The sequence below is a fragment of the Hymenobacter cyanobacteriorum genome (assembly GCF_022631375.1).
In the GTDB taxonomy this organism is placed as follows: domain Bacteria; phylum Bacteroidota; class Bacteroidia; order Cytophagales; family Hymenobacteraceae; genus Hymenobacter; species Hymenobacter cyanobacteriorum.
On record NZ_JALBGC010000004.1, the window covers coordinates 512,377 to 530,210 of the forward strand.

Sequence of the window (17,834 nt, forward strand, 5' to 3'; positions counted from 1 at the left end):
AGGAGCAGCTAGGCCTCAACTCATAATTCATAATTTTTAATTCATAATTAATTGCGCCGCCAGTCGCCGTGTTTCCGCGTCGGTAGCCACCAGGTCGGCCAATATCGGCTCTGCAAGGTACGATACCCGCGCCAGGCACTCGGCCACGAGGTCCGACATTTGGCGGAAGCCGACCTGCTCCCGCAAAAATGCGGCCACGGCCACTTCGTTGGCGGCGTTGAGCACGCAGGGCGCGTTGCCGCCCCGCCGCATGGCTCCAAAGGCCAGTTCCAAGTTGGGGAAGGCCACCCGGTCGGGCGCTTCGAAGGTGAGCGTGGGGTAGTCGAGGAAGGAGAAGCGCGGGAAGGTGTTGGCCAGCCGCTGCGGGTAGCCCAGCGCGTACTGAATGGGCAGCTTCATGTCGGGCAAACCCAGCTGGGCTTTCAGCGAGCCGTCTTCGAACTGCACCAGCGAGTGCACAATGCTTTGGGGGTGCACCACCACGTCAATCTGCTCATTCGTGAGCCCGAATAGCCATTTGGCCTCAATCACTTCGAGGCCCTTGTTCATCAGCGAGGCCGAGTCGATGGTGATTTTCGCGCCCATGTCCCAGTTGGGGTGTTTCAGGGCCTGGGCTTTGGTGACGGCCTCCATCTGCTGGGCCGAACGGCCGCGGAACGGGCCGCCCGAAGCCGTGAGAATGATTTTCTCAATCGGATTCTGCTCCTCGCCCACCAGGCACTGGAAAATGGCGGAGTGTTCCGAGTCGACAGGCAGCAGGCGTACGTTGTGCTTTTTAATCAGGCCCGTAATCAGCTCGCCGGCCACCACCAGGGTTTCCTTGTTGGCGAGGGCAATGTCTTTGCCGGCCCGGATGGCGGCCACCGTGGGCAGTAGCCCGGCGTAGCCCACCAAGGCCGTGAGCACAATGTCAATTTCGGGGCGCGTCACCACCTCGGCCAGGGCGGCGGGGCCGGCCAGGACTTCGGTTTCGGGCTGGTCGGCGAGGGCGGATTTGAGGTTTTGGTAGGCGCTTTCATCGCCAATCACCACCACGGCGGGCCGAAACTCGCGGGCCTGCTGCGCCAGCAGCTCCCACTGCCGCTGGGCGCTCAGCACCGCCACCCGGAAGCGGCCGGGCTGCTGCCGCACCACTTCCAGCGCCTGCGTGCCAATGGAGCCGGTGGCGCCGAGCAGGGCCAGGGTTTTCATATTCTTTTCTTCGGGCATAATGCGACTAACACGGAAACGGCGCAAAAGTACGTCCGCTGTCATTCCGACGCAGGAGGAATCTGGCGAAACCGTTGAAAGGACTTTGCCCAGATTCCTCCTGCGTCGGAATGACAGGGCAACTTACACCCGCTTGAGCGTCGCCGTCACAAACTGGTCGACCACGGCCGCGATGGCCTGCACTTCAGTTACTACGCCGTCGGTGAGCTGGGCGGGGCCGCCGGGGGGTGTGGTGCGCTCGGCCAGCGCGGTGAGGCGGGCCAGCTGCCCGCCAATGGCCCGGTACACGGGCTCCCAGAGCACGGCGGTGCGGTCGGCGTGGGCGCCGAGGGTGCGGCGCAGCTCCAGCAGGCGCATTACTACGCCGGCCAGGGTGGCCAGCAGGGCGCGCTCGACGGGCGCAAACTGGCGCGGCGGGCCGTCGTACACGCACAGCGAGCCAAGGTTGAAGCCGTCGGGCGTGCGCAGGTTGTGGCCGGCGTAGAAGCTCAGGCCCAATTGCTGCAGCAGCGAAATATCGACGCCGGGGGCGCTGGCCAGGTTCAGGTTTTCGAACACGGCCGTGTCGTCCTGCAGAATGGTGGCCGAGCACAGGCTTTGCCCGCGCGGAATGCGCTCGATGGCCACCGGTAGGTTGTAGGGCGCTTTCACGAGCACCTCGTCCTTTTCCACGATGGAGAGCATGGCGTTGGACACGCCGAAGAGCCGGGCCGTGGCCGCTACCACGTCATCGAGCACCTTTTCGCTGCGGGCATCCAGCAGGTGGTAGCCTTCGAGGGCGTGCAGGCGGGCGGCATCGTTGGCCGGTATCAGGGAAGCGGAATTATCAACCAAAATAGCTTATTGAAGAAGAGCCGGCCGGCAAAGGAGAAGGAGCGCTGAGTAGCTGAAAGGCGAATGCCGATACCGCCGAGCTACCAGCTCCTGCTTGTACCCCGGGCGGGGAAGTAGGGTTGCGCCCGCCGTCCGAATCGGATAGCTACACCAACCCCGGCCGGGGCCGAATAATTCGCGGGTTGGCAGCGCGCGAACAGTTATTGCCGGCGCAGCGTGGCAGCGACCAGCTGGTCGAGGCCCGCCACGAGGCGGCCGGCCTCGGCGGCCACTGCGGGGCTGAGGCCGCCGCTGGCGGGCCCCACCGGCTCGGTGAGGGCCGCGAGGCGGGCCAGCTGCTCGCCCATGCCCCGGTAAATGGTTTCCCAGAGCAGGGCCGTGAGGCCGGAATGCGGCCCCAGCGTGCGGCGCAGCTCCAGCAGGTGCATGGCCAGGCCGGCGAGCTGGGCCAGCAGGTGGCGCTCGGCGGGCGCAAACTGGCGGGGCGGCCCATCGAACAGGCACAGTGTGCCGATGTTGTGGCCCTCGGGCGTGCGCAGGTTGTGACCGGCGTAAAAATGCAGGCCCAGCTGCAAAATCAGCGAAACATCGACGCCGGGCGCGCTGGCCAGGTTCAGGTTTTCGAACACGGCCGTGTCGTTCTGCAGAATAGTGGCCGAGCACATGCTTTGCTGGCGGGGCAGGCGTTCAAAATCGGGCGGCAGGCCGTAAGGCGCTTTAAGCAGCACGGTGGTTTCTTCTACCATGGTGAGCATGGCGTTGCGCACCCGAAACAGCCGGGCCGTGGCAGCCACTACTTCGTCGAGAATGGCTTCGCGGCGGGCATCGAGCAGCTGGTAGCGAGTGAGGGCGCGCAGGCGGGCGGGGTCGTCTGCCGGTAGGAGGGAAGGAGGTAGAATATTCACGGCCGGGGAGGGGTAGGGTAGTACCGGGACCGGGGCAGCCGGCCGGCTGGCAGCACGCGTTGCCAGTGTCTAATATATAGATTCTGGCGGATATTACGGTTGGCCTGCTTCAAAAGATTTCCGCACTGGCCCTCCGAAGTCGCCCGCATCGTTTCGGCCGCACCCGTGCCGCCCGCTACCTTTGGGGCGTGTTGCCCGCTCCGCCTGCTTTTGATTACGACGTCGCCATTGTGGGCGCGGGCCCGGCCGGCACGGCCTGCGCGCTGGCCCTGCGCCACAGCGGCCTGCGCGTGGCCTTGCTGGACAAGGCGGAGTTCCCGCGCGACAAGGTGTGCGGCGACGCCGTTCCCGGCCAGGCCTTCAAAGCCCTGCGCCAGCTCGACCCCGCTTTCGTCGAGCAGCTCTGGCAGCTGGCACCCCGCGACGATGTGCGCGACTCGCGCCTCGTAGCGCCCAGTGGCGCCAGCCTCACGCTGCAATGGAAGTTGCCCAGCTTCAATAGTCCCCGCGAAACGTTCGATGCCGCGCTGCTGGCCCTGGTGCGCCAGCATTCCGACACCACCATTCTGGAAAACACGGTGCTCAAGGGCCTGCACGCGGGGCCGGATGCCGTGCACCTGCACCTGGCCGAAGGGGCCGAGCTCACCTGCGGCATTGTCATCGGCTGCGACGGGGCCAACTCCGTGGTGGCCCGCAAGCTGCGGCCCGCGCCGCTCGACCGCGCCCACCACTGCGCCGGCGTGCGGGCCTACTACGAAAACGTGGCCGGCGCGCAAAGCGGCACCACCGAGTTTTTCCTCAGCAGCGACTACCTGGCCGGCTACGTGTGGCTGTTTCCGGTGGGCGCGGGCCGCTACAACGTGGGCCTGGGCATGCTGTCCGAAATCGTAGCGAAGCACAAAGTCGACCTCAAGGAAACCCTGACGCGGGTGCTGGCCACGCACCCCGAGCTGGCCGGCCGTTTCGCGCAGGCGCGGCCGCTGGGACCCATTGTGGGTTTCGGGTTGCCGCTGGGCGGCGGGCGCGAGCTGAGCATTAGCGGCAGCCGGTTCATGCTCTGCGGCGACGCAGCTTCGCTCATCGACCCGCTGCAGGGCCACGGCATCGACACGGCCATGCAGAGCGGCATCCTGGCCGGGGCGCAGGCAGCGGCCTGTTTCGCAAAGCAGGATTTCAGCGCCGGATTCATGCGGGAGTACGACGCGCGGGTGGCCCGCAAAATCGGCCGGAAGCTGGCCAAGAGCTACCGCCTCATGCGCTTCCTCAGCAACAAGGCGTGGCTGGTGAACGCGGCCGTGCGCCTGGCCCGCGTGCCGGGCCTGAAGCCGTGGGTGCAGCGCGCCATCGGGTAAGGGAGTCACCTAAATCAGCCGCAGAAAATGGCCTTCATCGACATCGAATACCGGGAGGTGAAGCCGCCGGCGGTGCTGGCTGCTTTTGTGGAAAGCTTCTGGATGCTGGTCAACCACGGCGGGGAGGCGCAGCACATGGTGCTTATTCCCGACGGCCGCATCGACGTGTTTTTCTCCCAGGCCGCCACGGGGGCTTATCAGGTGACGCTGCGGGGCTTGGATACGCGGCCCAGCGCGCAGGTTGTTCCGCCGCACCGGCCCGTGTTTGCCATCAGTTGGAAGTTGCTGGCAGCCGAATACCTGCTGCCGGTCGGGCTGGCCGATTTGCTGGAAAGCGGTTGCCCACTGCCGCCGGACTTCCTGGGTATGAACGAAATCGATTTGCAGGATTTTGATAGCTTCTGCGCCAACGCCTCGGCGCGCATTGCACAAGCATTGCCTCCAAACATCGATGCCCGCAAACGCACGCTGTTCGGCCAGCTTTACGCCAGCAGCGGGGCCCTGACGGTGGAGGCGTTGGCCGAAACCGCCGGCTGGAGCAGCCGGCAAATCAACCGGTACTTCAACAAGCAGTTTGGCCTTTCACTGAAGGCCTACAGCAACATCCTGCGATTTCGGGCGTCGTTCCAACACCTTAAAGCCGGCCGGCTTTTTCCCGAAGAAAACTTTACCGACCAGGCGCATTTCATCCGGGAAATCAAAAAATACGCAGGCGTAGTGCCCAAAGAACTGGCCCGGAACCAAGACGACCGATTTATACAATTATCTGCGTTGCCGGAAAAATAATTTTGTACTGAACTCAAAAACCTGTTCAGTCATGTTGCTTCAAAACAAACAGATAGCCATTGTGGGCGGTGGCCCTGGTGGCCTCACCCTGGCCCGCCTGCTCCAGCAAAACGGCGCTGCCGTAACCGTGTACGAGCGGGACCGCAACCGCCACGTGCGGGAGCAGGGCGGCACGCTGGACCTGCACGACGAATCGGGCCTGGCGGCCCTGCGCGCGGCGGGCCTGCTCGACGAATTTAAACTGCGCTACCGTCCGGGTGCCGACAAGCTGCGCCTGACCGATAAGCACGCCACGGTGGTACTTGACCAGCACGAGGAGGCGCAAACCGATACCTTCGGCCAGGCTTCTTTTCGCCCCGAAATTGACCGGGGGCCCTTGCGTGAACTTCTGCTCGATTCCTTGCAGGCTGGTACGGTAGTATGGGACCGGCACCTGGCCGACGTGCAGCCGGAAGGAGCGGGGTGGAAGCTAACATTTCACAACGGTGCCACGGCCACGGCCGACATTCTCATTGGAGCCGATGGCGCTAATTCCAAAATACGCCCGCTGCTCACGCCCATCCGGCCATTCTACTCGGGCGTGACCATAGTGGAAGGCACCGTGTACGACTCGGCCCACCATGCGCCCCGCCTGCACCGCCTAACCCAGGGTGGGAAAATATTCGCGCTCGATGATTCCAGAACCCTGGTGGTAAGCGCCAAAGGTGATGGCAGCCTGACTTTTTACACCGGCTGCAAAACGGTCGAAACCTGGGCCCGCGACAGCGGCATCGACTTCTCGAGTGCAGCCGAAGTACTGGCGTGGTTTCGGCAGGAGTTTGCGGGCTGGGACGGCATCTGGCAGGAGCTTTTTGCCAGCGAAACCACGCAGTGCGTGTCGCGGCCGCAATACTGCATGCCCCTCGACCAGACCTGGCCCGCCCGGCCCAACCTCACCTTGCTCGGCGACGCCGCCCACCTCATGCCTCCCTATGCCGGCGAAGGCGTGAATATGGCCATGCTCGATGCCTTAGAGCTGGCCCATTGCCTAGCCAGCGGCCAATTCTCGGATGTGCAAGCCGCCATTGCGCACTACGAGCAGCACATGCGCCACCGTGCCTCGGTCGTAGCCGAAGAAACGATGGCGCAGACCGAAGCCCTGCACGCGCCGGGGGCGCTGACGTATTTAGTGAACCTGTTCGCTGGCGGTAAATGAGTTAGCTAATAAATTGCGTAGCAGCGACCGTAGCGCCAAAAGGCTTGGCGCTACGGTCGCTGCTACGCAGCTTTTTCGGGCGAAAGCCTTGCGCTGGCCACAAACTGCTCGCCGCTACGTGGCTGCTCCAAAACTTTAACTTGTTTTTAATTCTGATTTCAGTCGACTTCTTTTTGCTGATACGTACAAGCAGGTAATCCATTGATTTATTAACCTGCTGCTGATGTATTCTTTCCTTGCTCCTAACCCGGCACGCCTCATATGCCTGACGACGCTGGCAGTCGGCTTTCTGTGCACGCTGCCCGGCTGCTCTAAAGATGATGAGCCGGCCGCCGCCACGCCCGCCGCCCCCGCCCGCATCTCCGTGCCGCAGGCGGGCATCTTCCCCGAAGGCATCCAGTGGGACGAGGCCAACAAGCGCTTCTACGTGAGCTCGCGCGCCAAGGGCACCGTGGGCACCGTGCGCGACGACAGCACCTACACCGAATTCGGCCGGGATAATCAGTCGATTTCCAATAATCGGTTGATTTCTACCATCGGCCTGAACCTCGACGCCGGCCGCCAGCGCCTGCTGGCCGCCGTATCCGACAACAACTTCAACCCCAGTGTGCAGAACCAGCCTACGCTGCGCAAGCTGGCCGCCTTGGCCACTTTCAACACCAGCACCGGGGCCATGAACAGCTTTGTAAACCTAGCCTCCCTGCCCGCCGCTGCCGCCTACCCCAACCACTTTGCCAACGACATTGCCGTCGATGCAGCCGGCAATGCCTACATCACCGACAGCATGTCGCCCATCATCTACAAAGTGGATTTGCAGGGCAACGCCACGGTTTTCCTGGAAAATGCGCAGTTCAGCGGCGGCACCGGCTTCGGCCTGAATGGCATCGTGTACCACCCCGATGGCTACCTGCTCACGGCCAAAACCAGCGACGGCACCCTGTTTAAAGTGCCCATCAGCAACCCCGCCGGTTTCACCACCGTCACCAAAACGCAAAGCCTCGTGGGCGCCGATGGTCTGTTACTGTTCGACAACAATACCTTGCTGGTAGTGGCCGGCAGCCAGAGCACGGTATTCCGCATGACTACCGCCAATGCCTGGGCCACGACAACCTCTACGGGCAGTTTCGCCACGGGCGCAGTGAGCCCCACCACCATCACCAAGCGCGGCTCCGATGCCTATGTGCTGTATCCGTACGGCGCCACCGCGCCGCGATTTAAAATTGTGAAGGTGAACTTTTAGCTCGTGCGTCAAAACATCTGAACGTCATGCAGAGCGCAGCGAAGCATCTCGCGTGCTACTACTAATCCAATCGCATGAAAAGAATTAGTGGCAGCACGCGAGATGCTTCGCTGCGCTCTGCATGACGTTCTTTTGGTCAGTTAAACTCGCACGCCAAAACCCCACCCGTACCTTTGCGGGCGTTTATGCCTTTTTTCCCCCGCGTTACTTTCAAACTCACTCCACCCTGAGAATAGGCCCGAAACCCTCGTGCCGCCGCTTCCCGCCGGAAGCGTGCGGCTTTTCTTTTGCCTTTTTCTCCGCTATTAATGTCGTCAATTTCCGCTTATTTCTCGCAGTACAAACTCAATCCTAAAAACGAAATTCTGGCCGGCCTGACCACCGCGCTGGCGCTGGTGCCGGAGGTAGTGGCCTTCGCGCTGCTGGCCCACATCAGCCCGCTGGTGGGCATTGGGTCGGCGTTTATCATCTGCCTTATCACGAGTGTGTTCGGTGGCCGGCCGGGCATGATTTCCGGCGCGGCCGGCTCGGTGGCGGTGGTCATTGTGGCGCTGGTAGAGCAGCATGGGGCCGAGTACCTGTTTCTCGCTGTGGCGCTGATGGGCCTGATTCAGGTGGCCATTGGGCTGCTGAAATTGGGGAAGTTCATCCGGCTGGTGCCGCAGCCGGTGGTGTATGGCTTTGTGAATGGCCTGGCCGTCATCATCTTCATGGCGCAGCTAGAGCAGTTCAAGGTGCGCGACGCGGCCGGGGTCGAGCACTGGCTCACGGGCCCCGCGCTGCTGCTGATGGCCGGACTAGTGGCCCTTACCATGGCCATCGTGTATTTTCTGCCGAAGCTCACGAAGGCGGTGCCGGCTTCGCTGGTAGCCATTATCGTCACGTCGGCGCTGGTGATTTTTGGCGGGCTGCCAACCAAGGCGGTGGGCGACATCGCCTCCATCGCGGGCGGGCTCCCGGTGCCGCACTTGCCGCAGGTGCCGCTGAGCTGGGCCACGCTGGCGCTGGTACTGCCCTACGCCTTCATCATGGCGCTGGTGGGCCTCACCGAAAGCCTGCTCACCCTCACCGTGGTGGATGAAATGACCGATACCCGCGGCCGCGGCAACCAAGACTGCGTGGCCCAGGGCCTGGCCAACGTGGTCTCGGGCCTGACGGGCGGCATGGGCGGCTGCGCCATGATTGGCCAGACCATGGTCAACCTCGAATCGCGGGGGCGCGGGCGGCTGTCGGGCGTGGTGGCGGCGGTGGCGCTGGCCTTGTTCGTGGTGGTGGGCGCGCCCGTCATCGAGCGGCTGCCGCTGGCCGCGCTGGTGGGCGTGATGTTCATGGTGGTCATCGGCACGTTTGAGTGGGCCAGCCTGCGCATTCTGCGCCGCATGCCCCGCACCGACGTGGGGGTGATGCTGCTCGTGACGCTCGTGACGGCCATTTCGCAGAACCTGGCGCTGGCCGTGCTGCTGGGCGTCATCGTGTCGGCGCTGGCCTTTGCCTGGGAAAACGCCAAGCGCATCCGCGCCCGCCACCACCTCGACGCGGCCGGTGCCAAGCACTACGAAATCTACGGCCCGCTCTTTTTCGGTTCGGTGCAGGCCTTCGGCGAGAAGTTCGACGTGGCCGCCGACCCTGCCGAAGTCATCATCGACTTCCGCGAAAGCCGCGTGGCCGACATGTCCGCCATCGACGCCCTCCACAAGCTGACCGAGCGCTACCACCGCGCCGGCAAAACCCTGCACCTGCGCCATCTCAGCCCCGATTGCCGCCAACTGCTCAGCAAAGCCGGGGCGCTTATTGATGTGAACGTGGAGGAAGACCCGCTGTATACCGTGGCGGGGGAGGAGCGGGCGTATTGATGCTAAATTTGAGAACCGCACTGTGTTACGGCAAAGTCGCCCGAATTATTAGCAAAACTGCCTGCAAATGAAGAATAGCTTAGATAGGAAACTGGAAAGGATTTCAAATATTTGGAATTCTTACATTTGGGAGTACAAGTTTTGTAACTCTAGAATTAAATTTACTTCAGACGTTAAGTCGAATTATTTTGGTGATATCACAGGATATTTTTCTGATACGTTTGGGCTGATTTATTACGATAGTAAGCCGGAAGAATCTTCAGAGTCTAAGTTTACCCAATCTATAGGCTCCGCTATTAGCTTTTTACAAGCTATTTATGTTCAGCAAGATTTTGTCGAAGAGCTATTGCATATTTTTAAATGTGATATCGACAAAGGTGATTTGAAGCAAGACCGAAACTATTATTTGAATAGAAATATCAGAAATGAGTTAGTTGGACATCCTATCAGAAAACAAGTAGTTGACGGAGAGAGTCGGTTGCTGTCTTCTGTGATTTTCAGTAATTCAAACTCCGACTCTACTATTGCATATCTTCGGTATCATTCAGATGATAATTATAAGTTCAAAGAAATTACGCATTCCAGAAAGGAAATTATCGAAAGGCATTCAAATTTTCTAAATCTTTATTTTGATAAGATTATAAATAAATTGAAGCATATTCTGAGGGATTTTAGGAAAAAAATAGTGCAAGTTGAGGTTGCTGCTGAAAAAGGCACCTTTGCTAGTATTGTGAAATTCGTTGAGGATAGTTTTGAAAATATTGTTAAAACTAACTACTTGTATGATAGGCCTGGTCTGATGCGCGCGTTTGAACTGAAGGATAAACATATAAGGTATAAAAATTTGACGGAAATTTTTCTCGATGATTTAAAGCAATCCATTAATGATATAAAGATTGACATAGACGAGCAGCTTGCTGATAAGGATAGAACGAACGTCGATTATTCTGCAAACAATTACATTGTCCCCAAAATAAAAATTGTTCTAGCAAGAAAGGGAAATAAAGCAAAAAAGTCAGAGCCAATATCATATCACTATGAGTTGGGTAAACTAGTTGAAAGAAGAGGATTTCAAGAATTTGAGATGTTTAGCTCATTCCTGAAAAATAAGTGCATTGGCAATGCAGCTGTATTAGATGAATTGGATAACATGAGGAGTTGTTACAGTGATATGTTTGAGTATTACTGCTCTTACTATTACATAGACAAATTGCTTTCTAACAAATAGGTAGTTGTATTTAGATTCTGGTGTTAGAAAGTTGCTTTTCCCCTCACGCAAACATCCCTACTGCATTCTTGCTCGGTAGCGCGGTTTTGCCGGTCAGCAGCAAATCCACTTGCCGGGCGGCTTCGCGGCCTTCCGAGATGGCCCAGACGACCAGCGACTGGCCGCGGCGCATGTCGCCGGCCACGAAGACGTTGGGCTGGTTCGTGACGAAGGTTTTGTCGTCGGCCAGCACATTGCCGCGCGAGTCGAGGTCGATTTCCAGCTCGTTGAGGAGGCCTTCTACGCGGGGGCCGGTGAAGCCCAGGGCCAGCAGCACGCGCTGGCAGGGAATTTCGCGGTCAGAATCGGGCACTTCCTCGAAGCGGATGCGGCGGCCCATGACGTCGGTTTCCCAGGTTACGTCGCTCACGCGCAGGGCACGGAGGCGGCCGGCCTCATCGGCCAGAAACGCTTTGGTGTTGATGCCCCAGTAGCGCTGGCAGCCTTCTTCGTGCGAGGTGCTGCTGCGGAAAATGTGCGGCTCCAGCGGCCAGGGCGTGTGGGCGGGACGCTCGGCGCCTGGCTGGTGCATGAGGGCAAACTGCGTGACGGAACGGGCCCGTTGGCGATTGGCCGTGCCCACGCAGTCGGAGCCCGTGTCGCCGCTGCCGATGACCACCACGTCTTCATCCTCCACCCAGATGGGCGCGTCGGACAGGTCCAGCTCGCTCACCCGGCGGTTGTGCTGGGTGAGGTAGTCCATGGCAAAGTGGATGCCGGGCAGCTCCCGGCCAGGAATGTTCAGGTCGCGCGGCACGCTGGCCCCGCCGGCCAGCACCACGGCGTGGAAGTCGCGGGTGAGCTGGGCAAACGACACGTCGCGGCCGATTTCGGTGTTGCAGCGGAAGCTCACGCCGTCTTCCTTCAGCAAGTCGATGCGGCGGTCGATAACCCACTTATCCAGCTTGAAATCGGGGATGCCGTATCGGAGCAGGCCGCCGGGCCGGTCGTCGCGCTCGAACACCGTGACGGTGTGGCCGGCCTTGGCCAGCTGCGCTGCCGCCGCCAGCCCCGCCGGGCCGGAGCCCACCACGGCCACCGTTTTGCCCGATTTCAGGACCGGGGCCGTGGGCTGCACGTAGCCCTTCGCGAAGGCAATTTCGATGATGTGCTTCTCGATTTCCTCAATGGCCACCGGGCTGCTGTGGATGCTGAGCACGCACGCCGCCTCGCACGGCGCGGGACAGATGCGGCCGGTAAACTCCGGGAAGTTGTTGGTGGCGCTGAGAATCTGGTAAGCGTCTTCCCATTTCTCCTCGCGCACGGCGTCGTTGAATTCGGGGATGATGTTGCCCAGCGGGCAGCCCGAATGGCAGAACGGAATACCGCAATCCATGCAGCGGGCCGCCTGCTGGGTAAGCTGCCCTTCGGAATAAGTGCCTACGAATTCGTGGTTGTGGGCCACGCGCTCCTGCGGTGCGGCTTTGGGCGGCAGCTCGCGGGCGAATTCTTTGAAACCGGTGGGGTTAGGCATTAGTCGCCAAAGGATTATTAGAACGATTGTAGAGACGCGATACTTCGCGTCTCGTCGTTGCTGATGTTGTTTAAAATTGGTTTTCAGACGCGGTTTCGGTTGTTCGACGTAGAGACGCGAAGTGTCGCGTCTCTACAATCGTTCTGGCGGAAATTCTTACCCCACCTCCGCATACCGCGCCTTCTGCAGCACCTTCTTATACTCGCTCGGAAACACCTTCACGAACTTCCCGGCTTCATCCTGCCAGTTCCCCAGCAGAAACGCCCCGACCTGACTACCCGTCAGCTCCACGTGTTTCCTGAGCAGCTCCTGAATCTGGTCCTCGTCGTCAGCGTCGAGCGGGTCGAGTTCTACCATTTCGGGGTTGCAGTTTTGAGGGAAAGTACCGTTGGGGTCGTAAATCCAGGCGATGCCGCCGCTCATGCCGGCGGCGAAATTGCGGCCCGTCTGGCCGAGGATGAGGGCGCGGCCGCCGGTCATGTACTCGCAGCCGTGGTCGCCCACGCCTTCGACTACCGCCGTCGCGCCGGAGTTGCGCACGGCGAACCGCTCGCCGGCCTGCCCGCGCACGAACAGCGCGCCGGAGGTGGCCCCGTACAGCGCCACGTTGCCGATGATGATGTTTTGCTCGGGTACGAAATGCGCGGCGGGGGAGGGAAAGATGGCTAGCTGCGCGCCGCTCAAGCCCTTGCCCACGTAGTCGTTGGCCTCGCCTTCCAGCGCAAATGACAACCCCTTCACGCTGAACGCGCCGAAGCTCTGGCCCGCCGAGCCGCGGAAACGGTAGTTGATGGTGTTGTCGGGCAGGCTGGCGGCGTGGTAGCGCTTGGCAATTTCATTCGAAAGCAGCGTGCCGATGGTGCGGTCGATATTCTGCACTTCGAACTCGGCGAAAACCGGTGTTTGCTCATTCAGGGCCGGTTGGGCGTGGTCGAGCAACTGCCAGTCCAGGATGCCGCGGATGCCGTGGTCCTGCTCCTCGCTGTGGTAGAGGGTGCCGCCGGAGATGTTCACGGCCGGGTGCAGCATGTCGGCTAGGTCGAGGTGGCGGGCTTTCCAGTGGGTGATGCCCTCGCGCACTTTCAGGAATTCGGGTCGCCCCACCATCTCGTTTATCGTGCGGAAACCCAGTTCGGCCATGATTTCGCGCAGCTCCTCGGCCAGGAAACGGAACAGGTTCACGACGTGCTCGGGCTGGCCGGTGAAGAGCTTGCGCAGCTCGGGGTCTTGGGTGGCGACGCCTACGGGGCAGGTGTTGAGGTGGCATTTGCGCATCATTACGCAGCCGCCGGCCACCAGTGCGGCGGTGGCCACGCCCCATTCTTCGGCCCCTAAGAGGGCGGCCACGGCCAGGTCGCGGCCGGTTTTTAGCTGGCCGTCGGCTTGCAGCACCACGCGGCTGCGGAGCTGGTTGCGCACCAGCGTTTGGTGGGCTTCGGCCAGGCCCAGCTCCCAAGGCAGGCCGGCGTGCTTGATGGAGCTGATGGGCGAGGCACCCGTGCCGCCGTCGTAGCCGGCGATGAGGATGACGTCGGCGTGCGCCTTGGCCACGCCGGCCGCGATGGTCCCCACGCCCGCTTTGCTCACCAGCTTCACGTTGATGCGGGCGGCGCGGTTGGCGTTTTTCAGGTCGAAGATGAGCTGGGCCAAGTCTTCGATGGAGTAGATGTCGTGGTGGGGCGGGGGCGAAATCAGGCCGACGCCGGGCGTGGCGTGGCGCACTTTGGCAATCCACTCGTCCACCTTGTGGCCGGGGAGCTGGCCACCCTCACCGGGCTTGGCGCCCTGGGCCATCTTGATTTGCAGTTCGTCGGCATTGGTGAGGTAGTGCGCCGTGACGCCGAAGCGCGCCGACGCCACCTGCTTGATGGCCGAGCGCATGGAGTCGCCGTTTTCCATGACTTCGTAGCGCAGCGGGTCCTCGCCGCCCTCACCGGTGTTGCTCTTGCCGCCGATGCGGTTCATGGCAATGGCCAGGGTGCTGTGCGCCTCGTGCGAAATCGAGCCGAACGACATGGCCCCGGTCGCAAACCGCTTCATAATGCCCTCGGCCGGTTCCACTTCTTCTAGGGAAATCGGGTCGCGGTGGTGGGCGAAATCCAGCAGGCCGCGCAGGGTGAACATGCGCTCCGGCTGTTCGTTCACCAGCTTCGCGTAGCGCTGATAAGTCGTGTAGTTATTCGTTCGCGTCGCGAGTTGCAGCAGGTGCACCGTTTCGGGGTTGAACATGTGGGCCTCGCCGCGCCGCCGCCAGTGGTAGAGGCCGCCGTCGGGCAGCAGGGTTTGTTCCTCGGGCGTGGTCGATTTGAAGCCCTGAAAGTGCTTGTAGAGCGTTTCGCGGGCGATTTCATCCAGCCCCAGCCCACCAATGCGCGTGACCGCGCCGCAGAAATAAGCGTCCACCACGGCCTGGTTCAGGCCCAGAATCTCGAACACCTGCGCGCCGTGGTAGCTCTGCAGGGTCGAAATTCCCATCTTCGAGAAAATCTTCAGCAGGCCGTCGCACACGGCTTTGATGTAGTTGTAATTCAACTGCTCATGGTCCAGATTGGTGTTGAACTGGTCCGCCTCGTGCATGGTCCGGATGGTAGCCAGCGCCAAGTAGGGGTTGATGGCCGTGGCCCCAAACGACAGCAAACAGGCAAAATGGTGCACCTCCCACACGTCGCCGGCCTCCACCACCAGGCCCACCGTGCCCCGACAACCGAGTTTGATGAGGTGGTGATGCACCGCCGAAACGGCCAGCAGCGACGGGATGGGCGCGTGCAGCGAATCCACGCCGCGGTCCGACAAAATCAGGACTTCGTAGCCGTCGTTCACCGCATCTTCGGCGTAGCGGCAGAGGCGGGCGAGGCCGCGTTCCAGCGCGCCGGGCTGCTCGTCGGCCTTGAAGTAAGTCAGCAAGGTCTTGGCATTGAACAGGCCCGTATCGATGCTGCGCAGCTTCTCCAGCTCCAGGTTCGAGAGGATGGGCTGCCGCAGCGCCACGCAGTGGCAGTGGTGCTTGTCCTCGTCCAGAATGTTGCCGTTGTTGCCCAGAAAGGTAGCCAGGCTCATCACCAGCCGCTCCCGGATGGGGTCGATGGGCGGGTTGGTGACCTGCGCGAAAAACTGCTTGAAGTAGCTGCTCAGGTGCTGCGGCTGGTCGGAAAGCACGGCCAGCGGCACGTCCACGCCCATCGAGCCGATGGGTTCCTTGGCTTCCAGCGCCATGGGCGTGATGAGCACGTCGATGTCCTCGCGGGTGTAGCCGAACACCTGGTGGTACTTGAACACCGAATCGGCGGCCAGTTCCGTGAACACCTGGCGCGGCTCGGGCAATTCCTCCAGCCGAATCTGGTACTCGTTCAGCCAGGCGCCGTAGGGCTGGCGGCCGGCGGCCTGGGCCTTCAGTTCCTCGTCGGTGATGATGCGGCCGGCCACCGTGTCCAACAACAGCATTTTACCGGGCTGCAGGCGGCCTTTCTGCACCACCGTGGCGGGGTCGATGCCCAGCACGCCGGCCTCGGAGGCCACCAGCACGCGGCCGTCGGTGGTTTCGAGGTAGCGCAGGGGGCGCAGGCCGTTGCGGTCCAGCATGGCTCCGATGAGCTTGCCATCGGTGAAGAGCAGGGCCGCTGGGCCGTCCCAGGGCTCCATAAAGGTGGCGTGGAACTCGTAGAAGGCCTTTTTGAGCGGGTCCATCTGGGTGTTGCCGTCCCAGGCTTCGGGCACCAGCATCATCATCACGTGCGGCAGCGGGCGGCCCGAGTGCAGCAGGATTTCCACCACGTTGTCGAGGCAGGCCGAATCCGACTGCCCGGCATCGACCACCGGCAGCAGCATGTCCATTTCCTCGGCCGAGAAGTACGGCGACACGTAGCTGCGCAAGCCCGCGTAAAACCAGTTCAGGTTACCCCGCAACGTGTTAATCTCCCCATTATGCGCCAAAAACCGGAACGGCTGGGCCAGCTTCCAGCTCGGAAACGTGTTGGTCGAAAACCGCGAATGCACCAGCCCAAACGCCGAGGTCACCCGCTCGTCGCTGAGGTCGGGGAAGTAACCGCGCACCTGGTAGGTGGTGAGCTGGCCCTTGTAGACGATGGTTTTGCACGACAGCGAGGCGAAGTAAAACACGTCCATCGCGGCCGTCACCGTCTCGCGCACCGTCTTGAAAATCAGGCGGCGCAGCACGTACAGCTTGCGCTCAAAATCATCCGGCTTGGTGATGCCCGCCGGCCGGCCAAAAAACACCTGCTCCATCACCGGCTCGGCCGCCAGTGCCGTGGGGCCGATGCCGGTCGGGTTCACCGGCACAGGCCGGTAGCCCAGCAGCGGAAACCCCAGCCGCGCCGCAGCCCCGTTGATTACCTCGCGGCAGGCTTCGCGCAGCTTTTCGTCCTTCGGCAAATAGGCAAAGCCCACGCCGTAGCTGCCGGGTTCGGGCAGGCGAATATTCAGGGCCACGCACTCTTCCAGCAGGAACCAGTGCGGAATCTGGATGAGCAGCCCGGCCCCGTCGCCGGAGTCGGAATCGCAGCCGCAGGCACCGCGGTGCTCCATGTTTTCCAACATGGTCAGCGCGTCGGTGATGGTCTGGTGGGTCTTGCGGCCGTTGAGGTAGGTGATGAAACCGGTCCCGCAGGCATCGTGCTCAAATTCGGGGCGGTACAGGCCCTGCGGAGCGTCGGTGGATGGTATCGGGGCGTTGAAAGTCATAGGGGAGGGGCCGCCGTTCAGCGGGAACATTAGCAAGGGCCGGCGTAAAATCAGCCAATGGCGCGCAGTCGTTTACAAGAAACGTCCCGCCGCTGGCTGGCAAAATGGTTGTAGCAGCAGCTTTACTATTTCCACATGGTGGTATTGGCTAGTAAATTATTGGCAATTAGTAGGTTGTGTATAGGGGTTGTACAATGTCAAAATCGGTTATCAATATGGCATAGGGCTTTTGATTGCCCTTTGTCAGGCAGCACCGGATTCCAAGTTACGGGCGCTTTTTCCGGATTCAGCAGCTAATCCAAGAAGTTTGGGTTACTTTTTCGAAAAATTCCGACTCGCCCTATAATTTGGATGCCCCAAACGTTTCCAACAACTATTTCTCCTCAAATCCCCTAATAAATGCAAGGCCTGTTGCCCATTTTATTCGCTTCTGTGGCTGGAATGGGCCATGCATTCGAACCCGACCACTTGCTGGCAGTGGGCAACCTCATTTCTCGCCGTGACACCCTTGCCGAAGCCTTACGCGACGGTATCTACTGGGGCCTGGGCCACACCACCACGCAGGTTTTCGTGGGCGCCATCATCCTGCTGGGCCGCGTCATGTTCCTCACCTCCGGCTATTTCGAAGCCGCCGTAGGCCTGATGCTCGTCGTCATGGGCATCAGCCGCCTGCTGGAGCAGCGCCGGCCGGCCGCCAAGGTGCGACCCGGTGCATCGCCCTCCCGCGCCGCCTACGCCGTGGGCCTGCTCCACGGCCTGGCCGGCAGCGGCGCGCTGGTGCTGCTGGTAATGAGCGAAATCCGCGACCCGTGGCTGAGCGTGCTCTATTTTGCGGTATTCGGCGCGGGCTCCATTCTGGGTATGTTCATCGTGGCCGGGCTGTGCAGCGTGCCGTTCACCAAGCGAATGAAAATCAGCCGGACCTTGAAGTTTAGCACCGTTACCTTGTCGTCGCTGCTGTGCATCGGGTACGGCGGGTGGATGATTTATGGGAATGTGCGATGGTAGAAGGTCAACGAAA

The 17,834-nt window shown here is 61.1% G+C and carries 13 protein-coding genes; 7 read left to right on the forward strand and 6 right to left on the reverse strand.

Going from position 1 to position 17,834, the window contains the following annotated elements; translation table 11 throughout:
* Positions 1 to 36: 36 nt before the first annotated feature.
* The 3 genes from MON38_RS16465 to MON38_RS16475 form a co-directional block, all read right to left on the reverse strand.
* A complete protein-coding gene (locus MON38_RS16465) occupies positions 37 to 1,209 on the reverse strand; it encodes a 1-deoxy-D-xylulose-5-phosphate reductoisomerase (RefSeq protein ID WP_241937241.1) in 1,173 nt (390 codons plus the stop codon).
* 123 nt (positions 1,210 to 1,332) lie between these two features.
* A complete protein-coding gene (locus MON38_RS16470; protein ID WP_241937242.1) occupies positions 1,333 to 2,043 on the reverse strand; it encodes a GAF domain-containing protein in 711 nt (236 codons plus the stop codon).
* 200 nt (positions 2,044 to 2,243) lie between these two features.
* Positions 2,244 to 2,948, reverse strand: coding sequence for a GAF domain-containing protein (locus tag MON38_RS16475; RefSeq protein ID WP_241937243.1), 705 nt, complete (start codon positions 2,946 to 2,948; stop codon positions 2,244 to 2,246).
* A 188-nt stretch (positions 2,949 to 3,136) separates the two neighbouring features.
* Between MON38_RS16475 and MON38_RS16480 the strand changes: the two genes are divergently transcribed.
* Genes MON38_RS16480 through MON38_RS16490 form a run of 3 tightly spaced genes read left to right on the forward strand, consistent with a single transcriptional unit; the run spans position 3,137 to position 6,281 of the window.
* Complete coding sequence (locus MON38_RS16480) at positions 3,137 to 4,300, forward strand: geranylgeranyl reductase family protein (protein ID WP_241937244.1); 1,164 nt, start codon at positions 3,137 to 3,139, stop codon at positions 4,298 to 4,300.
* A 27-nt stretch (positions 4,301 to 4,327) separates the two neighbouring features.
* A complete protein-coding gene (locus MON38_RS16485) occupies positions 4,328 to 5,086 on the forward strand; it encodes a helix-turn-helix domain-containing protein (RefSeq protein ID WP_241937245.1) in 759 nt (252 codons plus the stop codon).
* Between the two features lie 31 nt (positions 5,087 to 5,117).
* The gene (locus MON38_RS16490; RefSeq protein WP_241937246.1) at positions 5,118 to 6,281 is read left to right on the forward strand and encodes an FAD-dependent oxidoreductase; all 1,164 of its coding nucleotides are present in this window, start codon (positions 5,118 to 5,120) and stop codon (positions 6,279 to 6,281) included.
* Position 6,282: 1 nt separating this feature from the next.
* Here the strand turns inward: MON38_RS16490 and MON38_RS16495 are convergent, their stop codons facing one another.
* Complete coding sequence (locus tag MON38_RS16495; protein ID WP_241937247.1) at positions 6,283 to 6,483, reverse strand: hypothetical protein; 201 nt, start codon at positions 6,481 to 6,483, stop codon at positions 6,283 to 6,285.
* Positions 6,484 to 6,504: 21 nt separating this feature from the next.
* On the opposite strand from MON38_RS16495, the gene MON38_RS16500 reads away from it, so the two are divergent.
* The 3 genes from MON38_RS16500 (at position 6,505) to MON38_RS16510 (ending at position 10,602) form a co-directional block, all read left to right on the forward strand.
* On the forward strand, positions 6,505 to 7,521 hold the full coding sequence (locus MON38_RS16500; protein ID WP_241937248.1) for an SMP-30/gluconolactonase/LRE family protein: 1,017 nt from the start codon (positions 6,505 to 6,507) through the stop codon (positions 7,519 to 7,521).
* 308 nt (positions 7,522 to 7,829) lie between these two features.
* Positions 7,830 to 9,374, forward strand: coding sequence for a SulP family inorganic anion transporter (locus MON38_RS16505; protein ID WP_241937249.1), 1,545 nt, complete (start codon positions 7,830 to 7,832; stop codon positions 9,372 to 9,374).
* Positions 9,375 to 9,441: 67 nt separating this feature from the next.
* Positions 9,442 to 10,602, forward strand: a complete 1,161-nt coding sequence (locus MON38_RS16510; RefSeq protein ID WP_241937250.1) for a hypothetical protein — start codon at positions 9,442 to 9,444, stop codon at positions 10,600 to 10,602.
* A gap of 43 nt (positions 10,603 to 10,645) precedes the next feature.
* On the opposite strand, the gene MON38_RS16515 is transcribed toward MON38_RS16510, so the two are convergent.
* On the reverse strand, positions 10,646 to 12,115 hold the full coding sequence (locus MON38_RS16515) for a glutamate synthase subunit beta (RefSeq protein ID WP_241937251.1): 1,470 nt from the start codon (positions 12,113 to 12,115) through the stop codon (positions 10,646 to 10,648).
* Between the two features lie 156 nt (positions 12,116 to 12,271).
* On the reverse strand, positions 12,272 to 16,813 hold the full coding sequence (gene gltB, locus MON38_RS16520; RefSeq protein WP_241937252.1) for a glutamate synthase large subunit: 4,542 nt from the start codon (positions 16,811 to 16,813) through the stop codon (positions 12,272 to 12,274).
* A 477-nt stretch (positions 16,814 to 17,290) separates the two neighbouring features.
* On the opposite strand from gltB, the gene MON38_RS16525 reads away from it, so the two are divergent.
* Positions 17,291 to 17,821: an urease accessory protein gene (locus tag MON38_RS16525; RefSeq protein WP_241937253.1), complete on the forward strand. Its 531-nt coding sequence runs from the start codon at positions 17,291 to 17,293 to the stop codon at positions 17,819 to 17,821.
* Positions 17,822 to 17,834 lie beyond the last annotated feature (13 nt).